The sequence below is a fragment of the Streptomyces lacaronensis genome, assembly GCF_047337785.1.
Taxonomy (GTDB): domain Bacteria; phylum Actinomycetota; class Actinomycetes; order Streptomycetales; family Streptomycetaceae; genus Streptomyces; species Streptomyces lycopersici.
The window spans coordinates 1,219,518-1,244,386 of record NZ_JBLHDK010000003.1 but is presented as its reverse complement, the minus strand read 5'-3'; the positions used below and the strand labels follow the sequence as shown (position 1 = coordinate 1,244,386).

The following is a 24,869-nucleotide window of genomic DNA, read 5'->3' as shown; positions in this document are numbered from 1 at the left end:
TCGTAACAGGCAAGGTTTTCATGGTGAACGAAGATAGGCTTCGGGACTACCTCAAGCGGGTAACGGCAGATCTGCACCAAGCGCGCCAACGCCTGCGCGAGCTGGAGGCAGGAGAGCAGGAACCCATCGCGATCGTGGCGATGAGCTGCCGTTTCCCGGGCGGTGTGGGGAGTCCCGAGGACTTGTGGCGGTTGGTGGCCGACGGTGGTGACGCCATCTCCGACTTCCCGTCCAACCGTGGCTGGGACGTGGACGGGATGTACGACCCCGATCCCGAGAGCATGGGCACGTTCTACTCCCGTGAGGGTGGTTTTCTTCACGACGCGGCCGAGTTCGACGCGGGCTTCTTCGGGATCTCGCCGCGTGAGGCCCTTGCCATGGATCCGCAGCAGCGGCTGCTGCTGGAGACCTCGTGGGAGGTCTTCGAGCGGGCGGGCATCGCTCCGGGGTCGGTGAAGGGCCGCCGCGGAGGTGTGTTCGTGGGCGCCGCCACCTCGGGCTACGGGGCGGATGTCGATGGCTTCCCGGAGGAAATCGAAGGCCATCTGCTGACGGGTACGGCGACATCGGTTGTATCGGGCCGTATCTCGTACACCTTCGGTCTTGAAGGACCCGCGGTGACGGTGGACACCGCGTGTTCATCGTCGCTGGTCGCGCTGCATCTGGCGGCCCAGGCGCTGCGTCAGGGCGAATGCGACCTGGCACTTGCCGGTGGTGCGACGGTGATGTCGACCCCGGGCGCCTTTGTCGAGTTCAGCCGGCAGCGGGGGCTGGCCCCCGATGGCCGGTGCAAGCCGTACGCGGACGCGGCGGATGGCACGGGGTGGTCCGAGGGTGTCGGCATGCTGCTCGTGGAGCGGCTGTCGGACGCGCGCCGACACGGCCACCCGGTGCTGGCCATTGTGCGGGGCTCGGCGGTCAACCAGGACGGTGCGTCCAACGGTCTGACGGCGCCGAACGGCCCGTCCCAGCAGCGGGTCATCCGGGACGCCCTGTCGAGCGCCCGGCTGGCCCCGTCCGATGTGGACGTGGTGGAAGGGCACGGGACCGGTACGTCCCTGGGCGACCCGATCGAGGCGCAGGCGCTGCTGGCCACCTACGGCCAGGAGCGGCCGGAGGGCCGCCCGCTGTGGCTGGGTGCGCTCAAGTCGAACATCGGTCACACCCAGGCCGCGGCCGGTGTCGCCGGTGTCATCAAGATGGTGATGGCGATGCGGCACGGGGTGCTGCCCCGGACGCTGCATGTGGACGAGCCCTCGCGCCAGGTGGACTGGTCGGCGGGTGAGGTGCGGCTGCTGACCGAGGCCACCGAGTGGCCGGAGACGGGTCAGCCGCGCCGGGCCGGTGTCTCCGCGTTCGGTGTGAGCGGCACCAACGCGCACACCATCATCGAGCAGGCCCCGCCGGTCGAGGACGAGGCCGAGGCAAGCCCGGTGTCCGAGGCTGACACTGGTGTGGCCACGTGGCTGCTGTCGGGTCGTGACGCGGACGCGCTGCGGGCCCAGGCCGCCCGGCTCAAGGCGTTCCTGCTGGAGCGGACCGAGCTGAGTGCGCAGGACGTCGGCCATTCCCTGGTGACGACCCGGTCGATGTTCGAGCACCGCGCGGTGGTGTCCGGTGCGAACCATGCGGAACTCCTCGCCGGGCTCGAAGCCGTGGCCACGGGCAATGTCGCTCCCGCTGTGCTCCAGGGCGTGGCGGGGACGGCCGTCAAGACGGCGTTCCTCTTCTCCGGTCAGGGTGCGCAGCGCCTTGGGATGGGCCGGGAGCTGTATGACGGCTTCCCGGTGTTCGCCCAGGCGCTGGACGAGGTGTGTGCGCACCTGGATGTCGTGTTGGACCGCCCGCTGCGGGATGTGGTGTTCGCGGCGGAGGGGAGCGCGGACGCCGACCTGCTGGACCAGACGGCCTTCACCCAGCCGGCGCTGTTCGCCATCGAGGTGGCGCTGTTCCGCCTGCTGGAGCACTGGGGCATCACCCCGGATGTGCTGATCGGCCACTCCATCGGTGAGATCGCCGCCGCCCACGTGGCCGGGGTCTTCTCCCTGGAGGACGCCTGCACGCTGGTGGCGGCTCGCGGCCGTCTGATGCAGGCGCTGCCCGAGGGCGGCGCCATGGTGGCGGTGCAGGCGTCGGAGGAGGAGATCGCCGGATCGCTCGCCGGGCGTGCGGCCGAGGTGAGCATCGCCGCCGTCAACGGCCCCACCGCCGTCGTCATCGCCGGTGACGAGGCCGCGGTGCTGGAGATCGCGGCCCAGTGGGCCGAGCGGGGCCGTAAGACGAGTCGGTTGAAGGTCAGTCACGCTTTCCACTCCCCGCGTATGGACGCGATGCTGGACGACTTCCGCCGTGTCGTGCGGGGGCTGTCCTTCCAGACTCCTACCCAGGCATTGGTTTCCAATGTCACCGGCGAGCCCGTTGGCGCCGAAGAAATCACCTCGCCCGACTACTGGGTGCGGCATGTGCGCGAGGCCGTGCGCTTCGCCGACGGCATTCGCTCCCTCCATGCCCAGGGCGTGACCGCCTACCTGGAGGTCGGGCCCGATGGTGTGCTCTCGGCGATGGCCCGGGAGTGCCTTGCGACCGAGTCGGCGCCGGCCCCGGTCGTGGTGCCGGTTCTGCGCAAGGGGCGCCCTGACGCACAGGCTGTGATGGCCGCGCTGACCGAGGCCCACGTCCACGGTGTGACGGTGAACTGGGCGCAGGTCTTCGACGGGCGGGGCGCCCGCAAGGTCGAGCTGCCGACGTACCCCTTCCAGCGTCAGCGCTACTGGCTGGAGGGCACGGGCGCGGTGTCCGGCCGTTCTGCCGCGGACAGTGTCGACGCGCGGTTCTGGGACGCGGTGGAGCGCGAAGACCTGGAGGCGCTGGCCCAGGCGCTGGATGTCGACGGCGCCGGCTCACTCGGCGAGCTGCTGCCCGCGCTGTCCTCGTACCGGCGCCAGCAGCGTGACCGGGCCACCGTCGACGGCTGGCGGTACCGGATTTCATGGAAGCCGGTCTCGGAGACCCCCGCGGCCACCCTCTCGGGGACATGGCTCGTGGTCGTCCCCACCTCCGGTGCCGATGACACCTTCGGGGAGTCGGCGTCCGCCGCTCTCCAGCGGCACGGTGCCGATGTCGTCCGCGTGGTGGCGGACGAGGGCGACCTTGCCCCCGGTGTGCTGGCCGAACGGCTGCGCGAGATCGCCACCGGTCTGCCCGGGATCGGCGGGGTGCTGTCCCTGGTGGGGCTGGACGAGCGGCCCTGCACCGAGCACCCGGTGGTCTCCCGCGGCCTTGCGCTGACCCTGATGCTGGTGCGGGCCCTGGCCGAGGCGGACATCGAGGCCCGACTGTGGTGCGGCACCCGGGGTGCCGTGTCGGTGGGCCGCTCCGACCAGCTCACCAGCCCCGCACAGGCGGAGATTTGGGGCCTCGGCCGGGTCGCGGCCATGGAGCACCCGCGGATCTGGGGCGGCCTCGTCGATCTGCCGGAGACGCTGGACGAGCGCGCCGCCGCGCGACTGGCCTGGGCACTGTCCGCCGAAGGCGGCGAGGACCAGGTGGCGCTGCGCGGATCCGGAGCGTACGCCCGGCGCCTCTCCCGCATCACGGCCGGCAACGAGTCGGCCGAGCGCGCGTGGCGGCCCCGGGGCTCGGTGCTGATCACCGGTGGCACCGGCGCCCTGGGCGCGCACGTGGCGCGCTGGGCCGTGCGCGAGGGCGCCGAACACGTGGTACTGACCAGCCGTCGCGGCCCGGCGGCCGAAGGCGCTCTCGAGCTCAAGACGGAGCTCGAAGAGCTGGGCGCCGAGGTGACCGTCGCGGCCTGCGACGCCGCCGACCGGGACGCCCTCGCCGCGATGCTGGCCGCCATCCCCGAGCGATATCCGCTGAGAGCCGTCGTGCACGCGGCGGGCATCCTGGACGACGGCGTGCTGGACGGCCTGACCGTCGACCAGCTCGCCGGGACCCTGACCGCGAAGGTGGAGGGCGCGCGGCAGCTGCACGAGCTGACCGAAGGACTGTCGCTCGACGCGTTCGTGCTGTTCTCCTCCTTCGCCGGCGTCGCCGGCGGCGCGGGCCAGGCCGCCTACGCGGCGGCCAACGCCTACTTGGACGCGCTGGCGCAGCAGCGCCGCGCCCAGGGCCTGGCCGCCACCGCGATCGCCTGGGGCCCGTGGGCCGAGAGCGGCATGGCCGCGAGCGGCCGCGCCGGGGAGCGGATGCGTGGCGGGCCACTGCCTCCCATGACCGCCTCGCTGGCCGTGGACGCGCTGCGCTGGGCCATCGGCCATGACGAGGCCGCGCTGGTCGTGGCCGACATCGACTGGGCCGGCATGGCCCCGACGATGAGCGCCGCCCCCAGCGCCCTCATGAGCGACCTCCCCGAAGTGCGTGAGCTCCTGGCCGCCTCGGGCGGTGCCGCCGCCCGGACAGAGCCGGGATCCGGCCTGCCGGAGCAACTGGCCGGACTCTCGGACGCCGAACAGCGGGCCGTCCTGCTGGACCTCATCCGCACCCACGCGGCCTCGGCGCTCGGCCACTTCTCGGCGGACTCCGTCGAGCCCGGCCGTGCCTTCCGGGACCTCGGGTTCGACTCCCTCACCGCCATCGAGCTGCGCAACCGGCTCGACCTGGCCACCGGTCTGCGCCTGCCGTCGACCCTCGTCTTCGACTACCCGACCGCCGAGGTGCTCGCCGGCCATCTGCTTCAGGAGCTGGGCGGAGCCCACACCGGGGCGGCCACCTCGACGGTGGCGCGCCGGGCGCGGCCGGATGACGACGACCCCATCGCGATCGTGGCGATGAGCTGCCGCTTCCCCGGAGGTGTCGAGACCCCGCAGGACCTGTGGCGGCTCCTGGCAGAGGGCGGCGACGCCATCGCCGGGTTCCCCGGCGACCGTGGCTGGGACGTCGAGGGGATGTACCACCCGGACCCCGAGCACCCGGGCACCTTCTACGCCCGCGAGGGCGGCTTCCTCTACGGGGCGCCCCAGTTCGACCCGGTGTTCTTCGGCATCTCGCCGCGCGAGGCCCTGGCCATGGACCCGCAGCAGCGGCTGCTGCTGGAGACGTCGTGGGAGGCGTTCGAGTACGCGGGCGTCAAGCCGGCCGCGCTGCGAGGCACCCGCACCGGTGTGTTCGTCGGCACCAACGGCCAGGACTACTCCACGATCATGCTCGACGCCCCCGAGGACTTCGGTGGCCATGTGGGCACGGGCAGCGCGGCCAGTGTGGTGTCCGGGCGCATCTCGTACACCTTCGGCCTCGAGGGGCCGGCGATGACGGTGGATACGGCGTGCTCGTCGTCGCTCGTGGCGCTGCATCTCGCGGTGCAGGCGCTGCGCCAGGGCGAGTGCGATCTGGCGCTCGCCGGTGGTGTGTCGGTGATGTCGACCCCGGGTGCCTTCGTCGAGTTCAGCCGCCAGCGCGGGCTGGCGCCCGATGGCCGGTGCAAGCCGTTCGCGGAGGGCGCGGACGGCACCGGCTGGTCCGAGGGCGTCGGCATGCTGCTCGTGGAGCGGCTGTCGGACGCGCGGAAGAACGGCCACCCGGTGCTGGCGGTGGTGCGAGGCAGCGCCATCAACCAGGACGGTGCGTCCAACGGCCTGACGGCGCCGAACGGCCCCTCGCAGCAGCGGGTCATCCGACAGGCGCTGGCCAGCGCCGGACTGTCGGCCGCCGAGGTGGACGCGGTCGAGGCGCACGGCACCGGTACGACGCTGGGCGACCCGATCGAGGCGCAGGCGCTGCTCGCCACTTACGGACAGGAGCGGCCGGAGGGCCACCCGTTGTGGCTGGGCGCCATCAAGTCCAACCTCGGTCATACGCAGGCCGCGGCGGGCGTGGCCGGGGTCATCAAGATGGTGATGGCCATGCGTGCGGGCGTGCTGCCGATGACGCTGCATGTGGATGAGCCGTCGCGGGAGGTGGACTGGTCGGCGGGTGAGGTGCGGCTGCTGACGGAGGCCACCGTGTGGCCGGAGACGGGCCGGCCGCGCCGGGCCGGTATCTCCTCGTTCGGACTGAGCGGGACCAACGCCCACACCATCATCGAGCAGGCTCCTGACCTGGAAGAGGCTGAGGCCTCGGAGGCGGTCGAGCCCGAGGCGCCGGTGGCGGCGGCCGTGGTGCCGTGGCTGGTTTCCGGGAAGAGCCGGGAGGCGCTGCGGGCGCAGGCCGAGCGGCTGTACGGGCATGTGGCGGCCCGCGAAGACGTCGGTGTGGTCGACGTCGGGCACACCTTGGCGTCCAGGTCGGTGTTCGAGCACCGGGCCGTGCTGGTGGGTGAGGACCGGGAGACCCTGCTGCGTGGCCTGCAGGCTGTCGCGCAGGGTGGAATCGGTTCGGGAGTCGTCCAGGGGCAGGCCGTAACCGGCGGGAAGTCGGCGTTCATGTTCTCGGGTCAGGGTGCGCAGCGCCTTGGCATGGGGCGGGAGTTGTACGAGGCGTTCCCGGTGTTCGCCCGTGCTCTGGACGAGGTGTGTGCGCACCTGGACGTGGTGCTGGATCGTCCGCTGCGGGATGTGGTGTTCGCGGCGGAGGGGAGCGCGGACGCCGAACTGCTGGACCGGACGGCCTTCACCCAGCCCGCGCTGTTCGCCGTCGAGGTGGCGCTGTTCCGGCTGCTGGAGCACTGGGGTGTCACCCCGGATGTGCTGATAGGTCACTCCATCGGTGAGATCGCCGCCGCGCATGTGGCCGGGGTGTTCTCGCTGGAGGACGCGTGCACGCTGGTGGCTGCTCGTGGCCGCCTCATGCAGGCGCTGCCCGAGGGCGGCGCGATGGTCGCCATCGAGGCGTCCGAGGAAGAGCTCGCGGCGTCGCTCGTCGGCCGTGAGGCCGAGGTGAGCATCGCCGCCGTCAACGGCCCGACGGCCGTGGTCATCGCCGGTGACGAGGAAGCGGCGCTGGAGATCGCCGGACGGTGGGCGGAGCAGGGCCGAAAGACCCGGCGCCTGCGGGTCAGCCACGCCTTCCACTCGCCGCGCATGGACGCGATGCTGGACGACTTCCGTGACGTCGTCACGGGCCTGTCCTTCCAGACACCGTCCATCGCCCTGGTCTCCAACGTGACGGGCGAGGCGGCGAGCCGCGACGAGGTGTGCACACCGGAGTACTGGGTTCGCCACGTCCGGGAAGCGGTGCGGTTCGCGGACGGCATGCGGGCACTCACCGCCCAGGGCGTCACCAGGTTCCTGGAGGTCGGCCCCGACGGTGTGCTGTCCGCGATGGCGCGGGACTGCCTGACGGAGGACCAGACCGCGGCCACGGCCGTGGTGCCGGTCCTGCGCAAGGACCGTCCCGAGACCCAGGCGCTGACGATGGCGCTGGCCGAACTCCACGTCCACGGAGCCTCGGTGGAGTGGGAGTCCGTGATCGCCGGGCGCGGTGCGCGGATGGTGGAACTGCCGACGTACGCCTTCCAGCGCGAGCGGTTCTGGCCCGAGGTGTCCATCTCCCTGAACGGCTTGAACGCGTCGAGCGCCGTGGACTCGGTGGACGCGCGATTCTGGGAAGCGGTCGAGCGCGAGGATCTCGAAGCGCTCGCCGAGACGCTCGACGTCGACGGCGAGACGCCGCTGAGCGCGGTGCTGCCCGCCCTGTCCACGTACCACCGCAACCGGCGTGACCAGTCCACTATCGACAACTGGCGCTACCGGGTGGCCTGGAAGCCGGTCCCGGACGTGGCCGATGGGTCGCTGTCGGGGACGTGGCTGGTAGTGGTCCCGGCCTCCCGCGCCGAGGACGGTCTGGTGACGGAGATCGTCTCCGGGCTCGAGCGGCATGGCGCGGGCGTGGTGTCGCTGGTGGCCGACGGGCGGGACCTGGACGCCGAGACACTGGGGGAGCGGCTGCGTGCGGCGACCGCCGACGCGCCCGCACTGAGCGGCGTGTTGTCGCTGCTCGCCCTGGACGAGGAGCTTTGCCCGGAGCACCCGGCGCTGTCGAACGGTCTCGCCCTGACGCTGACGCTGGTGCGGGCCATGGCGGACGCCGGAATCGAGGCTTCGCTGTGGTCCGGTACGCGGGGTGCCGTGTCGGTGGGCCGCTCCGAACGGCTCAGTCACCCGAAGCAGGCGATGGTGTGGGCGCTCGGCCGGGTGGCCGCGCTGGAGCTGCCGCGGCTGTGGGGCGGTCTGGTCGACCTGCCCGAGTCACTGGACGAGCGTGCGGTCGCGCGACTGGCCGGTGTGCTGTCCGCCGAGGCCACCGAGGACCAGGTGGCGGTACGCGGCTCCGGCGTGTTCGCACGTCGCCTGACCCGGTCGGCCGCACCCGTTGCCGACGGCACGACATGGCGGGCGCGTGGCACGGTGCTGGTGACCGGTGGCACGGGTGCGCTGGGCGGGCAGGTGGCCCGCTGGCTGGTGCGCAACGGTGCAGAACACTTGGTGTTGACCAGCCGTCGGGGTCTTGACGCGCCGGGGGCTGCCGGACTGCGCGATGAGCTGGAGGCGCTGGGTGCCCGGGTGACCGTGGCGGCCTGTGATGTGGCCGACCGTGAGCAGTTGGCCGCGGTGCTGGACGCCGTTCCCGCGGAGTATCCGCTGACCGCGGTCGTGCACGCGGCGGGTACCAATGGGGTGGCGCCGCTGATGGAGACCGGGTTGGCCGACGTCGCCGACGTGGTTTCCGGCAAGGTGGCGGGCGCCGTCAACCTGGACGAGCTGCTGGGCGACCGTGAGCTGGACGCGTTCGTGGTCTTCTCGTCGATCGCGGGTGTGTGGGGCAGCGGCGGCCAGGCCGCCTACGGTGCGGCCAATGCCTATCTGGACGCGCTGGTGGAGGGCCGCCGTGCGCGGGGTCTCGCCGGTACGGCCGTGGCCTGGGGCCCCTGGGCCGAGGGCGGCATGGCGGCCGGAGACGAGGCCGACCATCTGGCGCGCCGCGGTCTGCCCGCGATGGCGCCCGGCCTGGCGATCGCCGCGCTGCAGGGGGCGGTCGCGGGTGACGAGGGTGTGGTGACGGTCGCCGATGTGGACTGGGAGCGGTTCGCCCCCGCGTTCACGATCGGGCGGCCGAGCTCGCTCCTCGGCGATCTGCCCGAGGTCCAGCGGGCGCTGGCGAACGCGGGCAACGCCGAAGGCACCGGTACCGGTTCGGCCCTGCGGGAGCGCCTGACGGGCCTCACCGAGGCCGAGATCGACCGGACTCTGCTCGACCTGGTGCGCGCCCACGCCGCGGCCGTCCTCGGCTTCGCGGGTGCGGAGGCGGTCGAGCCCGGGCGTGCGTTCAAGGAGCTGGGCTTCGACTCGCTCACGGCCGTCGAGTTCCGTAACCGGCTGAACGCGGAGACCGGGCTGGTGCTGCCGGCCACGCTGGTCTTCGACTACCCGAGCGCCGAGGTGCTGGCCGGTCATCTGCGTGCCGAGGTGCTGGGGACGCAGGACGCGGTGGCCGTGCCGTCGGCGATGGCCGTCCCGGCCGACGACGACCCGATCGCGATCGTCGGGATGAGCTGCCGCTTCCCGGGCGGTGTGCGCAGTCCGGAGGAGCTGTGGAACCTCGTGGCGGCCGGTACGGACGCCATCACGGACTTCCCCTCCGACCGTGGATGGGATGTCGAGGGGATGTACGACCCCGACCCGGAGCGGTCGGGCACGTTCTACGCCCGCGAGGGCGGGTTCCTGGACGGGGCGAGCGAGTTCGACGCGGCGTTCTTCGGGATCTCGCCGCGTGAGGCCCTCGCCATGGATCCGCAGCAGCGGCTGTTGCTGGAGACCTCGTGGGAGGCGTTCGAGCGGGCCGGTATCGACCCGGCGTCCGTGCGTGGCAGCCAGATCGGTGTCTACGTGGGAGCCGCGACCTCCGGCTACGGAGCGGGGCTGCAGGAGATTCCCGAGGGGCTGGAAGGGCAACTGCTGACCGGCAGCGCCACCTCCGTCGTCTCGGGCCGCATCTCCTACACCCTCGGCCTCGAGGGACCCGCGCTGACGGTGGACACGGCGTGCTCGTCGTCGCTGGTGGCCCTGCACCAGGCCGCGCAGGCGCTGCGCCAGGGCGAGTGCTCCATGGCGCTCGCCGGTGGCGTCACCGTGATGACCAGCCCGGCCGCCTTCGTGGAGTTCAGCCGGCAGCGAGGGCTCGCCCCCGATGGCCGGTGCAAGCCGTTCGCGGACGCGGCGGACGGCACGGGCTGGTCCGAGGGTGTGGGCATGCTGCTCGTGGAGCGGCTGTCGGACGCCCGCCGCAACGGCCACCAGGTGCTGGCCATCGTGCGGGGCTCCGCCGTGAACCAGGACGGTGCGAGCAACGGTCTGACGGCGCCGAACGGCCCCTCGCAGCAGCGAGTGATTCGCCAGGCCCTCGCCAACGCCCGGCTGTCGTCGGCCGACGTCCAGGTGATCGAGGCACACGGCACCGGAACGACGCTGGGTGACCCGATCGAGGCGCAGGCGCTGCTGGCCACCTACGGCCAGGAGCGCCCGGAGGACCTCCCGCTCTGGCTGGGATCGATCAAGTCGAACATCGGTCACACCCAGGCCGCGGCCGGTGTCGCCGGTGTCATCAAGATGGTGATGGCCATGCGGCACGGGGTGTTGCCGCGGACGCTGCATGTGGATGAGCCGTCGCGCGAGGTGGACTGGTCGGCGGGTGAGGTACGGCTGCTGACCGAGGCCACCGCGTGGCCCAGGACCGAGCAGCCGCGCCGGGCGGGTATCTCCGCCTTCGGCGTGAGCGGCACCAACGCACACACCATCATCGAACAGGCCCCGGTCCAGGACGAGACGGAGCCCGCCCCGGCGGCCCCCGCCGACGACCACGGCATGGCCCCGTGGGTGCTCTCCGCCCGGAGCCCGGAAGCCCTGCGCGCCCAGGCCCAGCGGCTGCGAGCCCACCTTTCCGAGGGGGCCGAGTCCGGTGTGCTGGACATCGCCGAATCGCTGGTCGCCACGCGATCGGTGTTCGAGCACCGTGCGGTGCTGCTGGGCACCGACCGCGAGACGCTGCTGCGTGGCCTGGAGACCGTCGCCGCCGGCGACGACGCCCCCGGCATCGTCCAGGGGCAGGCGGCCAAGGCCGGAAAGACCGCGTTCCTGTTCACCGGCCAGGGCGCGCAGCGCCTGGGCATGGGCCGGGAGTTGTACGACGCCTTCCCGGTGTTCGCCCGTGCCCTGGACGAGGTGTGTGCGCACCTGGACGTGGTGCTGGATCGTCCGCTGCGCGAGGTGATGTTCGCGGAAGACGGCAGTGCGGAAGCCGCACTGCTCGACCAGACGGCCTTCACTCAGCCCGCGCTCTTCGCCATCGAGGTGGCACTCTTCCGGCTGCTGGAGCACTGGGGCATCACCCCGGATGTGCTGATCGGCCACTCCATCGGTGAGATCGCCGCCGCCCACGTGGCCGGGGTGTTCTCGCTGGAGGACGCCTGCACCCTGGTGGCCGCCCGAGGCCGGCTGATGCAGGCGCTGCCCGAGGGCGGGGCCATGGTCGCCGTCGAGGCGTCGGAGGAGGAGATCGCCGGTTCGCTCGCCGGTCGTGAGGCCGAGCTGAGCGTCGCCGCCGTCAACGGCCCGACCGCCGTGGTCATCGCCGGTGACGAGGAAGCGGCGCTGGAGATCGCCGGACAGTGGGCGGAGCGGGACCGCAAGACCCGCCGCCTGCGGGTCAGCCACGCCTTCCACTCCCCGCACATGGACGCCATGCTGGACGGCTTCCGCGCCGTCGCGGAGACGCTCACCTACCACGGCCCGTCCACCGCGTTCATCTCGAACGTCACGGGTGAGCAGGCCGGTGCCGAAGAGGTGTGCTCGCCGGAGTACTGGGTGCGGCACGTGCGCGAGACCGTCCGCTTCCTCAACGGGGTGCGGACCCTCGAAGTCCAGGGCGTCACCACGTACATCGAGGTGGGCCCCGACGGCGTGCTGTCCGCGATGGCCCAGGACTGCCTGACCGAACCGGTCGACGACATCGCCGCCGAGGAGGCACCGGCCCCCCTGCTGGTCCCGGTGCTGCGCAAGGACCGTCCCGAGACGCAGGCGCTCGTCGCGGCCCTCGCCGAAGCACACGTCCACGGCGAAACCGTCGACTGGCGGGCCTTCTTCGCCGGACGCGGCGCCCGCCGCGTGGACCTGCCCACCTATGCGTTCCAGTACCAGCGTTACTGGCTGGAGGCCGGCACCGCGGCGGGAGACGCCGCCGCCTTCGGCCTCGACCCCGCCGATCACCCGCTGCTGGGCGGAGCCGTCCCCGTCGCGGGCACCGACAGCCTGGTCTTCACCGGAACGCTCTCGCCGCACACCCAGCCCTGGCTGGCGGACCATGTCCTGCGCGGCGAGGCGGTCCTGGCCACCACGGCCCTCGTGGAACTGGCGATTCGCGCCGGTGACGAGGTCGGCCTCGGCCATGTGGAAGAGCTCGTCAGCCAGGCGCCGTTGGCCCTTCCCCGAGGGAGCGGAGTCCAGATTCAGCTCGTCCTCGGCGAGGAGGACGAGTCCGGCACCCGTTCGCTGGAGATGTACTCGCGCGTGGCCGAGCCGGTGGACGAGGACGAGGACGAGTGGATCTGCCACGCCAGCGGTGTGCTCGCCCCGGAGCCGGACGACATCGCGACCGCCGAAGGAGCGGTGCGCTTCGCCTCCGCCGCATGGCCCCCGCCCGGCGCCGAGCGCGTCGAGGTGGACGGCCTGTACGACCTGCTCGCCGAAAGCGGCCTCGTCTACGGACCTTCCTTCCGTGGCCTGCGAGCGGTGTGGCAGCGCGATGACGAGGTGTTCGCCGAGATCAGCCTGGCCGAGGAGTTCGTTGCGGACGCCGAGCGGTTCGGGCTGCACCCGGCCCTTCTGGACGCGGCGTTGCAGCCGCTCGGCCTCGGAGTGCTGGACGGCGTGGGGCGCGGCCGCCTCCTGTTCAGTCTGGCCGGGGTGTCGCTGTACGCGTCCGGCGCCTCCGAACTGCGTGTCCGGCTCGCCCGCACGGGCCCGGAGACCCTCTCCCTGGCCGCGGTCGACGGAGCCGGCGAGGCCGTGGTCTCCGCCGACACGTTGACGCTGCGCCAGGTCGCCACGGACCAGCCGGAGCTCCCGGCGCCGGAGACGACCGAGACCCTGCCGGAGCCCGCTGTCTCGCCCGAGGCGAGCGCCGACGCTCCGGTGGCCACCGAATCCCCCGTGGCCACCGAAACCCCTGCTGAGGAGACCACCGCCATGCCTGCCCGTCGACGCAGGACCGCACGACGCACCGCCAAGCGGGGCGGCCCGGAGTCCGGGCCGCTCGCCACGCTGCGGGAGCGCCTGGCCGGACTCTCCGAGCCCGAGCAGGACCGTGTGCTGCTCGAGGTGATCCGCACGCATGTCGCGGCGGTGCTCGGACACACCTCCGCCGACGTGGTCCAGGGCTCGCAGGCGTTCAAGGACCTCGGCTTCAGCTCGCTGACCGCCGTCGAGTTCCGTAACCGGGTGAGCAAGGCCATTGGCCTGCGTCTCCCGGCGACGGCCGTGTTCGACTACCCGACCCCCGTCGAACTGGCGAAGTTCGCCCGTGCCGAGGTCCTCGGCGCGCTGACCGGGGCGCGGCAGCCGGCGCCGGTCGCGGTGGCGGACAGCGACGAGCCGATCGTGATCGTGGGGATGAGCTGCCGCTATCCCGGAGGGGTGGCCACCCCGGAGGATCTGTGGGACCTCGTCGCCCAGGGCCGGGACGGCATCTCGCCCTTCCCGACGGACCGCGGCTGGGACGTGGAGAACCTCTACGACCCGGATCCGGACGAGCCCGGCAAGTGCTACACGCAGGAAGGTGGCTTCCTGCACGGCGCCAGCCAGTTCGACCCGGCGTTCTTCGGGATTTCGCCGCGTGAGGCGATCGCGATGGACCCGCAGCACCGTCTGCTGCTGGAAACCTCGTGGGAGGCGCTGGAGCGGGCCGGTATCGACCCGCTCTCGGCGAAGGGCAGCCAGACCGGCGTCTTCGCGGGCGTGACCTACCAGGACTACGGCGGTGTCCTCGCCGGATCCCAGGAAGCGGTCGAGGGCCTCGTCGGCACCGGTGTCTCGCCGAGCGTGCTCTCGGGCCGTATCTCCTACACCATGGGCCTTGAGGGCCCCGCCATGACGGTGGACACCGCGTGCTCGTCTTCGCTGGTCGCTCTGCATCTCGCATGGCAGGCGCTGCGCCAGGGCGAGTGCTCGCTGGCGCTGGCGGGCGGTGTGACGGTGATGTCCACCCCGATGTCGCTGGTCGAGTTCAGCCGGCAGCGTGCGCTCGCCTCCGACGGACGCAGCAAGCCCTTCTCGGCCGCCGCGGACGGCGCGAGCTGGGCCGAAGGCGTCGGCATGCTCGTCCTCGAGCGGCTGTCGGACGCCCGCCGCAACGGGCACCCGGTGCTCGCCGTGGTGCGCGGCAGCGCGGTGAACCAGGACGGTGCGAGCAACGGCCTGACGGCGCCGAACGGTCCGTCGCAGCAGCGGGTCATCCGGCAGGCGCTGGCGAACGCCCGTCTGACGGCCGCCGAGGTCGACGCGGTGGAGGCGCACGGTACCGGCACCTCGCTGGGCGACCCGATCGAGGCGCAGGCGCTGCTGGCCACCTACGGCCAGGAGCGGCCCGAGGGCGAGCCGCTACTGCTGGGCGCCATCAAGTCGAACATCGGCCACTCGCAGGCGGCCGCGGGCGTGGGCGGCGTCATCAAGATGGTGATGGCGATGCGTCACGGTGTGCTGCCGAAGACGCTGCACCTCGACGAGCCCTCGCCGCACGTGGACTGGACGGAGGGCGACGTCGAGCTGCTGGCCGAGGCCAGGCCGTGGCCGGAGAGGGGACATCCGCGGCGTGCGGGTGTGTCGGCGTTCGGCATGAGCGGCACCAACGTGCACACCATCCTGGAGCAGGCTCCGGAGATCGAGGCGGCCGAGGCCGCCGAGGCCGCCGAGGCCGCGGTTGTCGACGGCCCGGTGGCGTGGGTCGTGGCGGGCAAGAGCGGCGACGCGCTGCAGGCCCAGGCCGACGCGCTGCGGGAGTTCGTGGCCGAGCGCCCGGAGCTGCGGACCGCCGATGTGGCGCTCTCCCTGGCGACGACCAGGTCCGCGTTCCAGTACCGGGCCGCGGTGACCGGGACCAGCCGCGAGGAACTCCTCGAGCGCCTGGAGGCGGTGGCCCAGGGTGCGAAGGCACCGGGCGTGGTCCGCGCGAGCGCGGCCGAGGCAACTGGCCGTTCGGTGTTCGTGTTCCCGGGTCAGGGGGCGCAGTGGGTGGGTATGGCGGTGGGGCTGCTGGAGTCCTCGCCGGTGTTCGCGGAGGCGATCGGTGAGTGTGAGTCGGCTCTGTCGGCTCATGTGGACTGGTCGTTGACGGATGTGCTGCGCGAGGCTGAGGGCGCTCCTGGTTTCGACCGGGTGGATGTGGTCCAGCCGGTGCTGTTCGCGGTGATGGTGTCGCTGGCGAAGCTGTGGCGTTCGGTCGGTGTGGAGCCGGATGCGGTGATGGGTCACAGCCAGGGTGAGATCGCGGCGGCCTGTGTCGCGGGTGCGCTGTCGCTGGAGGATGCCGCGAAGGTGGTGGCGTTGCGGTCGCAGGCGATCGCGGCCGGTCTGGCCGGTCGTGGTGGCATGGTGTCGGTCGGGCTGCCGGTGGACCAGGTCAAGGAGCGGATCGCCGCGTGGGACGGCGGAATATCCGTCGCCGCGGTCAACGGCCCCGGCTCGGTCGTCGTCTCCGGTGACCCGGGTGCGCTGGACGAGATGGTGGCCCAGCTGGAGGGTGAGGAGGTCCGGGTCCGCCGGGTGCCGGTGGACTACGCCTCGCACTCCGCGCATGTGGAGGCGATTCACGAGGAGCTGCTGAAGGTCCTGGCGGACCTTGAACCGCGTTCCTCCGAGGTGCCGTTCTACTCCACCGTGTCCGGTGAGCTGGTGGACACCGCCGGTCTGGACGCCGAGTACTGGTACCGCAACCTGCGGCAGACCGTCGAGCTGGAGTCCACCACCCGCACCCTGCTCGACAGCGGGCATGACGTGTTCATCGAGGTCAGCCCGCACCCGGTGCTGACCCTTCCGGTGCAGCAGACCGTGGAGGCCGCCGGGGCCCAGGCCGTGGTCATTGGCACGCTGCGGCGTGACGAGGGCGGCCTGGAGCGATTCCTGACCTCGATCGCCGAACTTCATGTCAATGGGGTCGGTGTCGACTGGCGGAAGGTGTTCGCCGGACAGGGCGCCCGCCAGATCGACCTGCCCACCTACGCCTTCCAGCGGCAGCGGTACTGGCCGCAGCCGGCCGACGACGCCGGGTTCGGCAACGCCCCCGTCTCCGAGGCCGACTCGGTGGACGCCCGGTTCTGGGAGGCCGTCGAGCGCGAGGACCTCGAAGGACTGGCGCAGACGCTGGAGCTCGACGGGGAGGCGCCGCTGAGTGCGGTGCTGCCCGCCCTGTCGTCGTACCGGCGCGGCAGGCGTGACCGCACGACCATCGACAACTGGCGCTACCGGATCAACTGGAAGCCCCTGATCGACCAGCCGTCGTCCGGCTCCGAGCAGGAGCAGGGCGCCCCGATCACCGGTACCTGGATGGTCGTCGTACCGCCGGTCGACACCGCCCGCGAACTGGCGGAGCGCATCGCGCGGGACGTGGAGCGCCACGGTGCCCGCATGGTGCGGGTCGATCTGGACGACTCGGAGCCGGAGCGGTCGTCGCTGACCGAACTCCTCCGGGACGCGGCTCCCCGCACACCCTCCGCGGACGGCTCCGAGCAGGAGGGGACGCTCGCGATCGACGGAGTGCTCTCCCTGCTCGCGCTCGACGAGGTGGCGCTCCCCGAACACCCGGGCGTTCCGCGCGGCTTCGCCGGCACCATGACCCTGGTCCAGGCGCTGAGCGACATCGACATCGATGTGCCGCTCTGGCTCGCCACCACCGGAGCCGTGTCCGTGGGCCGCTCCGACCGGGTCGGCAGCGTCAAGCAGTCCCTGGTGTGGGGTCTGGGCCGAGTGGTCGGCCTGGAGTACGCACAGCGGTGGGGCGGTCTCGTCGACCTCCCCGAGTCGCCGGACGCGATCGACGACCGGGTGCTGAACCGTCTGGTCGGCCTGATCGGGCGCTCCGGTGACGAGGATCAGGTCGCGGTGCGCGCCTCCGGGACCTTCGGCCGGCGGCTCGTCCGGGCGCCCTTGGGCGATGCCCGGCCGGCCCGTACCTGGGAGCCTCGCGGAAGCGTCCTGATCACCGGTGGTACCGGAGCACTCGGTGGCCGCCTCGCCCGCTGGCTCGTCCAGGCCGGTGCCGAGCACCTGGTGCTGACCAGTCGCCGCGGCCTGGACGCCCCCGGCGCGGCCGAGCTGCGGGACGAGCTGACCGCCCTCGGCGCACGGGTCACCGTCGCGGCCTGTGACGCCGCCGACCGTGACGCGCTGCGGGAGCTCCTCGACGGGCTGCCCGCGGAGTATCCGCTGACCGCGGTGGTGCACGCGGCCGGTGTGCTGGACGACGGCCTCATCGACACCCTCACCGTCCCCAGGGCGCAGGGCGTCTTCCGGCCCAAGGTGGACGCCGTGGTGAACCTCCACGAGCTGACCCAGGACCTGGACCTGTCCGCGTTCATCCTCTTCTCCTCCTACGCCGGAACCGTCGGTGGTGCCGGTCAGGGCAGCTACGCCGCGGCCAACGCCTTCCTGGACGCCCTGGCGCAGCAGCGCCGCACACAGGGCCTGGCGGCGACCTCGGTGGCATGGGGCGCCTGGGGCGGCGGTGGTCTGGTCGACGACGCCCTCGCGGCCCAGCTCAAGCGGCGCGGTATGCCGGCGCTGGAGCCCGTCCTCGCCGTCGACGCCCTTCAGCAGGTGCTCGATCACGACGAGGTCGACGTCACCGTCGCCGACGTGGACTGGGAGCGCTACGCTCCCGGGTTCGCCTCGGCCCGGCCGCGTCCGCTGCTCAACGAGCTGCCGGAGGTGCGGCAGGCCCTGGAGGCGGCGGAGGCCGAGCTCGGCGCGTCGCTCACCGGACTGGCCGAGCGCCTCGAAGGGCTGTCGGCCGTCGAACGCGAGGCGGAGGTGCTCGACCTCGTCAGGTCCCAGGCCGCCGAGGTGATCGGATACCCGAGCGCCGACGCGGTGGAGCCGGACCGGGCCTTCAGGGACATCGGGTTCGACTCGCTGACCGCCGTGGAGCTGCGTAACGGACTCAGCCTGGCGGCCGGTGTGAACCTCCCGGTCACCGTGGCCTTCGACTACCCGACACCCACGGTGCTCGCCCGGTTCATCCTGGATGAGGTGCGGGGCACCGCCCCCGCGCCGGTGGATGACCTGCCGGTGGTGACGGGCACCGTCGTGGACGACGACCCGATCGCGATCGTGTCGATGAGCTGCCGCTTCCCGGGTGGGGTACGTACCCCCGAGGACCTGTGGCGGCTGGTCTCCGAGGGCAGCGACGTGATCAGCGCCTACCCGACCAACCGCGGCTGGGACCTCGACGACCTCTACGACCCGGACCCGGAGAACACGGGCACCAGCTACGCGAGCGGCGGCGGCTTCGTCTACGACGCCGACGAATTCGACCCCGCGTTCTTCGGGATCGCCCCCCGCGAGGCGCTGACCATCGACCCGCAGCAGCGGCTGCTGCTGGAGACCTCCTGGGAGGCGATCGAGCGGGCGGGCATCGACCCCCTGTCGCTCAAGGGAAGCCGGACGGGCGTCTTCGCGGGAAGCAACGGCCAGGACTACATCGGCCTGCTGCTGGCCGCCCCGGGCGGACCCGACGGCTACCTCGGAACCGGCAACGCGGGCAGCGTCGTATCGGGTCGAATCTCCTACACCTTCGGCCTGGAAGGCCCGGCCGTCACGGTGGACACGGCGTGCTCCTCGTCGCTGGTGGCGCTGCACATGGCCGTGCAGTCGCTGCGCCAGGGCGAGTCCTCCCTCGCGCTGGCCGGCGGTGTCACGATCATGTCCAGCCCCGGCTCGTTCGTGGACTTCAGCCGCCAGAAGGGGCTGTCGACGGACGGGCGGTGCAAGGCATTCGCGGCATCGGCCGACGGCACGGGCTGGGCCGAGGGCGTCGGCATGCTGCTGCTCGAGCGGCTGTCGGACGCGCGGCGCAACGGTCACCCGGTGATGGCGATCGTGCGCGGCTCCGCCGTCAACCAGGACGGCGCGTCCAACGGCCTGACGGCGCCCAACGGGCCGTCGCAGCAGCGGGTGATCCGTCAGGCGCTGGCCAGCGCCGACCTCGCCGCCCACCAGGTGCAGGCGGTCGAGGCGCACGGCACCGGCACCAGGCTCGGTGACCCGATCGAGGCGCAGGCGCTGCTGGCCACCTACGGCCAGGGGCGGCCGGAGAACGAGCCGCTGTGGCTGGGCTCCATCAAGTCGAACATCGGACACACGCAGGCGGCCGCCGGTGTCGCGGGGATCATCAAGATGGTGATGGCCATGCGTGAGGGCGTGCTGCCGCAGACGCTCCATGTCGACGAGCCGACACCGCATGTGGACTGGACGGCGGGCGAGGTCCGGCTGCTGACCGCGCCGACCCCGTGGCCCGAGAACGGCGAGCCGCGCCGGGCGGGCATCTCCTCGTTCGGCATCAGCGGCACCAACGCCCACACCATCATCGAGCAGGCCCCGGAGCCGGAGGAGCCGGAGACGGTGGAGCGGGTCCGCACGGACGCTCCGCCGGCCGGTTCGGACACGCTTCCCTGGACGGTCAACGGCAAGGGCGCCGAGGCGCTGCGCGCCCAGGCGAGGAACCTGCACGACTATGTGGCGGCCCACCCCGAGCTCGACCTCGACGACGTGGGCTATTCGCTGGCGACCACCCGGTCCGCCTTCGACCACCGCGCCGTGCTTCTGAGCGGCGACCGGGACGGGCTGCTGAGCGGTCTCGACGCCATCGCCTCGGGTGCCACGGCCCCCGGAGTCGTCCAGGGATCCGTGGGCACCGCCGGCAAGACGGCGTTCCTGTTCTCGGGCCAGGGCGCACAGCGTCTGGGCATGGGCCGGGAGCTGTACGACCGCTTCCCGGTGTTCGCCCGCGCTCTGGACGAGGTGTGTGCGCATCTCGACGTGCTGCTCGACCGGCCGCTGCAGGAGGTGATGTTTGCCGCCGAGGACAGCGCGGACGCCGCGCTGCTCGATCAGACGGCCTTCACCCAGCCCGCGCTGTTCGCCATCGAGGTGGCGCTGTTCCGGCTGCTGGAGCACTGGGGCGTCACCGCGGATGTGCTGATCGGCCACTCGGTGGGAGAGGTCGCCGCCGCGCATGTGGCGGGGGTGTTCTCACTGGAGGACGCGTGCGCGCTCATCGCGGCGCGTGGCCGGCTGATGCAGGCGCTGCCCGAGGGTGGCGCGATGGTGGCGGTACAGGCGTCGGAGGAGGAGATCGCCGGTTCGCTGGCCGGTCGTGAGGCCGAGCTGAGTATCGCCGCGGTCAACGGCCCGACGGCCGTGGTGATCGCGGGCGATGAGGCGCCGGCGCTGGAGATCGCCGCCGAGTGGGAGCGGCAGGGCCGTAAGACCCGTCGGCTGAAGGTCAGCCACGCCTTCCACTCGCCCCGCATGGACGCGATGCTGGACGACTTCCGAGACGTCGTCACGGGCCTGTCCTTCCAGGCACCGTCGATGTCCTTGGTCTCCAACCTCACCGGTAAGTCGGCGGGTGCGGCCGACGTGTGCTCCCCGGAGTACTGGGTGCGGCATGTGCGGGAGGCGGTGCGCTTCGCGGATGGGGTAGGGGCTTTGGAGAAGCTCGGGGTCACCTCGTTCCTGGAGGTCGGTCCCGACGGTGTGCTCACCGCGATGGCCCAGGACTGCCTGGCGTCCGACGAGGACGGAGGCGTCGCCGCCTTCACCCTCGTTCCCGCTCTGCGCAAGAACCGTCCCGAGACCCAGTCGCTGACCACGGCGCTGGCCGAACTCCACGTCCACGGCACCACCGTGGACTGGTCGACGGCGTTCGCCGGGCGCGACGTCCGGCGGGTGGAGCTGCCCACCTACGCCTTCCAGCGGCAGCGCTACTGGCCGAAGGCCCCCGGCGCCATGACCGGCGACGTCGCCTCCATCGGGCTCAGCTCCCCCAACCACCCGCTGCTGGGTGCCGGAGTCGAGCTCGCGGGCAGTGACGGATTCCTGTTCACCAGCAGGCTGTCGGTGCAGAGCCAGCCGTGGCTCGCCGACCACGCGATCGGGGGCGCGGCCCTGTTCCCCGGGACCGGATTCCTCGAACTGGCCATTCGCGCCGCCGACCAGGTCGGCAGCGGCCGGGTCGAGGAGGTCACCCTGGCCACCCCGATGGTTCTGCCCGAAAACGAACCGGTTCAGGTGCAGCTCTGGGTGGGTGAGACGGACGAGACGGGCTACCGCTCGCTCAGCCTGTACTCCCGTCCGGCCGACGCGTCCTCGGAGGAGCCGTGGACGCAGCACGCGGCCGGTGCGCTGGCCCCGGCCGGCCCCGAGCCGTCGTTCGACCTGAGCGCATGGCCCCCGGCGGACGCGGAAGCCCTGGACATCAGCGACTTCTACGAGCGCTTCGCCGCCACCGGCTTCGCCTACGGCCCGGTGTTCCAGGGCCTGCGGGCCGCCTGGCGCTCCGGCGACGACGTCTACGTCGAGGTCAGCCTCGGTGAGAAGCACGCGTCGGACGCGGTCGACTTCGGCCTCCACCCCGCCCTGCTGGACGCCGCCGTACAGGCGGTGACCTTCGTGGCCCTGGAGGACGTCGGGCTCTCCCGGCTCCCGTTCTCCTGGAGCGGAGTGTCGCTCCACGCCGGTGGAGCCTCCACCCTTCGGGTGCGGCTCACCCAGCTCGGACCGGATTCCATCTCCCTCGCGGTGGCCGACGGAACCGGCCGCCCGGTGGCGTCGATCGAATCCCTCGTGCTGCGCCCGGTGTCGGTGGAACACATCGACTCGGCCAGGACGTCGGCTTTCCGCGACTCGCTGTTCACGCTGGACTGGACCACCGTTCCGGCCATCGCTCCGGCGGAGGCGGCAACGGCCAAGTGGGCCGTGGTGGGCACCGACCACTACGGACTGGCCGCCGGCGCGATCGCGGGAGCCGAGGTGACCGCCTACGCCGATCTCGACGCGCTGGGCGCCGCGATCGACGGTGGCGCCGCTGCCCCGGAGGCCGTGCTGGTCTCCTACGCACCGGGCCTCGACGACGAGGCGGCTCAGGGCAAGCCCAAGAGCAAGGCCAAGGGCAGGAGCAAGCGCAAGGCCAAGCGGGGCCTGGAGCCGGCGGGCGCCATCCACGCGGTGACGCACCACACGCTCGGCATGATCCAGGGCTGGCTCGGCGACCGCCGGTTCGACTCCTCCCGACTGGTCTTCGTGACGTCGGGCGCCATGGCGCCCGAGGACCGCGACGAGACCCCGGACCTGATCCACGCACCCCTGTGGGGCATGGTGCGGTCCGCGCAGTCGGAGAACCCGAACTGCTTCGTCCTGGTGGACCTGGACCCGCAGGAGCCCGCCGAGGCGTCCAAGGCGGCACTGCCCGCAGTGCTCGCCACCGACGAGCCGCAGGCCGTGGTCCGCGAGGGAGCGGTGCTCGGCCAGCGGATGGCCCGGGTCTCCTCGGGCACCGCGCTGCTGCCGCCCGCCGGAATACGGGAATGGCGCCTGGACATGCACGCCAAGGGAACCCTGGAGAACCTGGCGCTGCTGCCCTGCCCCGACGTCACCGATGCCCTGCGCGAGAACGAGATCAGGGTCGAGATGCGCGCCGCGGGTATGAACTTCCGCGATGTGCTCAACGCCCTGGGGATGTACCCCGGAGAGGCCGGGCCGCTCGGTGGCGAGGGCGCCGGTACCGTGACCGAAGTCGGTCCCGGAGTGACCGACGTGGTGCCCGGTGACCGGGTGATGGGCATCTTCAGCGGGTCGTTCGGCCCGGTCGCCATCACCGACCGGCGGGTCGTCGCCCGGATCCCGGACGACTGGACGTTCGAGCAGGCGGCTTCCACGCCGATCGTGTTCCTGACGGCCTATTACGCCATGGTGGACCTGGGTGGTCTCCAGGCCGGTCAGTCGGTGCTGGTGCACTCGGCGGCCGGTGGTGTGGGCATGGCCACCCTCCAGCTGGCACGGCACCTCGGCGCCGAGGTCTTCGGTACCGCGAGCGAGGGCAAGTGGGACACCCTGCGGTCGCTGGGCCTGGACGACGAGCACATCGCGTCGTCGCGGACGCTGGACTTCGAGAAGCGCTTCTTGGATGTGACCGGCGGGCGCGGTATGGACGTGGTGCTCGACTCGCTGGCACGCGAGTTCGTGGACGCGGGCCTGCGCCTGCTGCCGCGTGGCGGCCGGTTCCTGGAGATGGGCAAGACCGACATCAGGGTGCCGGAGGAGGTGGCCGCCGAATACGCCGGTGTCTCCTACCAGGCGTTCGACCTCATGGAGGCGGGGCCCCATCGCATCCATGAGATGTGGGGCGAGCTGATCTCTCTGTTCGAGAGTGGAGTGCTGCGACCGCTGCCGGTGCGTACGTGGGATGTGCGCAGGGCGCCGGATGCCTTCCGTTTCATCGGCCAGGCCCGGCACACGGGCAAGGTGGCGCTGACGATTCCGAGGACGCTGGATGGTCCGGGGACGGTGTTGATCACGGGTGGTACGGGTGGTCTGGGTGCGCTGCTGGCCCGTCATCTGGTGGTGGAGCACAAGGTTCAGCGTCTGGTGCTGACGAGTCGTCGTGGCGTGGAGGCGCCGGGTGCGGCGGAGTTGGTGGCGGAGCTGGCCGGGCTGGGCGCCGAGGCACAGGTCATGGCGTGCGATGTCGCCGACCGGGCGTCGGTGGAGAGCCTGCTGGCGGGGATCGGGTCGGAGCATCCGCTCTCGGCCGTGGTGCATGCGGCGGGTGTGCTGGATGACGGTGTGGTGGAGTCGCTGACGCCGGAGCGGGTGGACAAGGTGTTGCGTCCGAAGGTGGACGCCGCGCTGCACCTGCACGAGCTGACGCGCGACCTGGACCTGTCCGCCTTCATCCTGTTCTCTTCCGTCTCGGGTACGTTCGGCGGCGCGGGCCAGGCCAACTACGCGGCGGGCAACGCGTTCATGGACGCCCTGGCCCAGCACCGCAGGGCCGAAGGGCTCCCCGCGGCCTCGCTCGTATGGGGGCCGTGGACGCAGGACGGCGGCATGACCACCGAGCTGGCCGACGCCGACGTCAGCCGCATGACCCGGACCGGCATGGTCGCCCTCACCCCCGAGGCCGGACTCGCGCTGTTCGACGCGACCCGCGATCTCGACGGTGCCGTCCTGGTGCCCATGACGATGGACATGGCGTCGGTGGGCGAGCCGGTACCCGCGCTGCTGCGCGGACTGGTGCGGGCGCCCGCCCGCAGGACCGCCGAGTCGGGCGCCACGAACACCACGGCCGACCCGACCGCCGAGCTCAAGCAGCACCTGGCCGGGAAGTCCGAGACGGAGCGCGAGCGCATCCTCGTGGACCTGGTGTGCGACCAGGTGGCCGTCGTCCTGGGCTATGCCTCGGGACAGGCGATCGAACCCGGACACGCCTTCAAGGACCTGGGCTTCGACTCCCTGTCGGCCGTCGAACTGCGCAACCGTCTCAACGCGATCACCGGAACGCGGCTGCCGGCCACCCTGGTGTTCGACTACCCGACCCCGGCGTCGCTCGGACGATTCCTGCGCGATGAGGTCACCCCCGCCGACGGGCCCGCGACCGAGCCCGTCTTCGGAGAACTCGACCGGCTGGAATCCACACTGTCGGCGCTCGACTCCGACAGCGAGACGCACGCCCAGGTCATGGCGCGGCTCCAGGGTCTGATGGCCAAGTGGTCCGCCGGTGGAACCGGGCAGCTGTCCGGCACCGCGACGGCGCTGGACGACGACATGGACGACGACAGCGAGATCGAATCGGCCACCGCTGACGAGATCTTCAAACTCATCGACGACGAATTCGGAACCTCCTGACGTGGCGAGCTGGAACTCACAGAG

The 24,869-nt window shown here is 72.0% G+C and carries 1 protein-coding gene; it reads left to right on the top strand.

Features of this window, described 5'->3' with window-relative positions:
• Positions 1 to 20: 20 nt before the first annotated feature.
• Entirely contained in the window at positions 21 to 24,845 is a 24,825-nt protein-coding gene (locus ACMTAK_RS06135; RefSeq protein ID WP_413805214.1) for a type I polyketide synthase, read from the top strand.
• Positions 24,846 to 24,869: the final 24 nt, after the last annotated feature.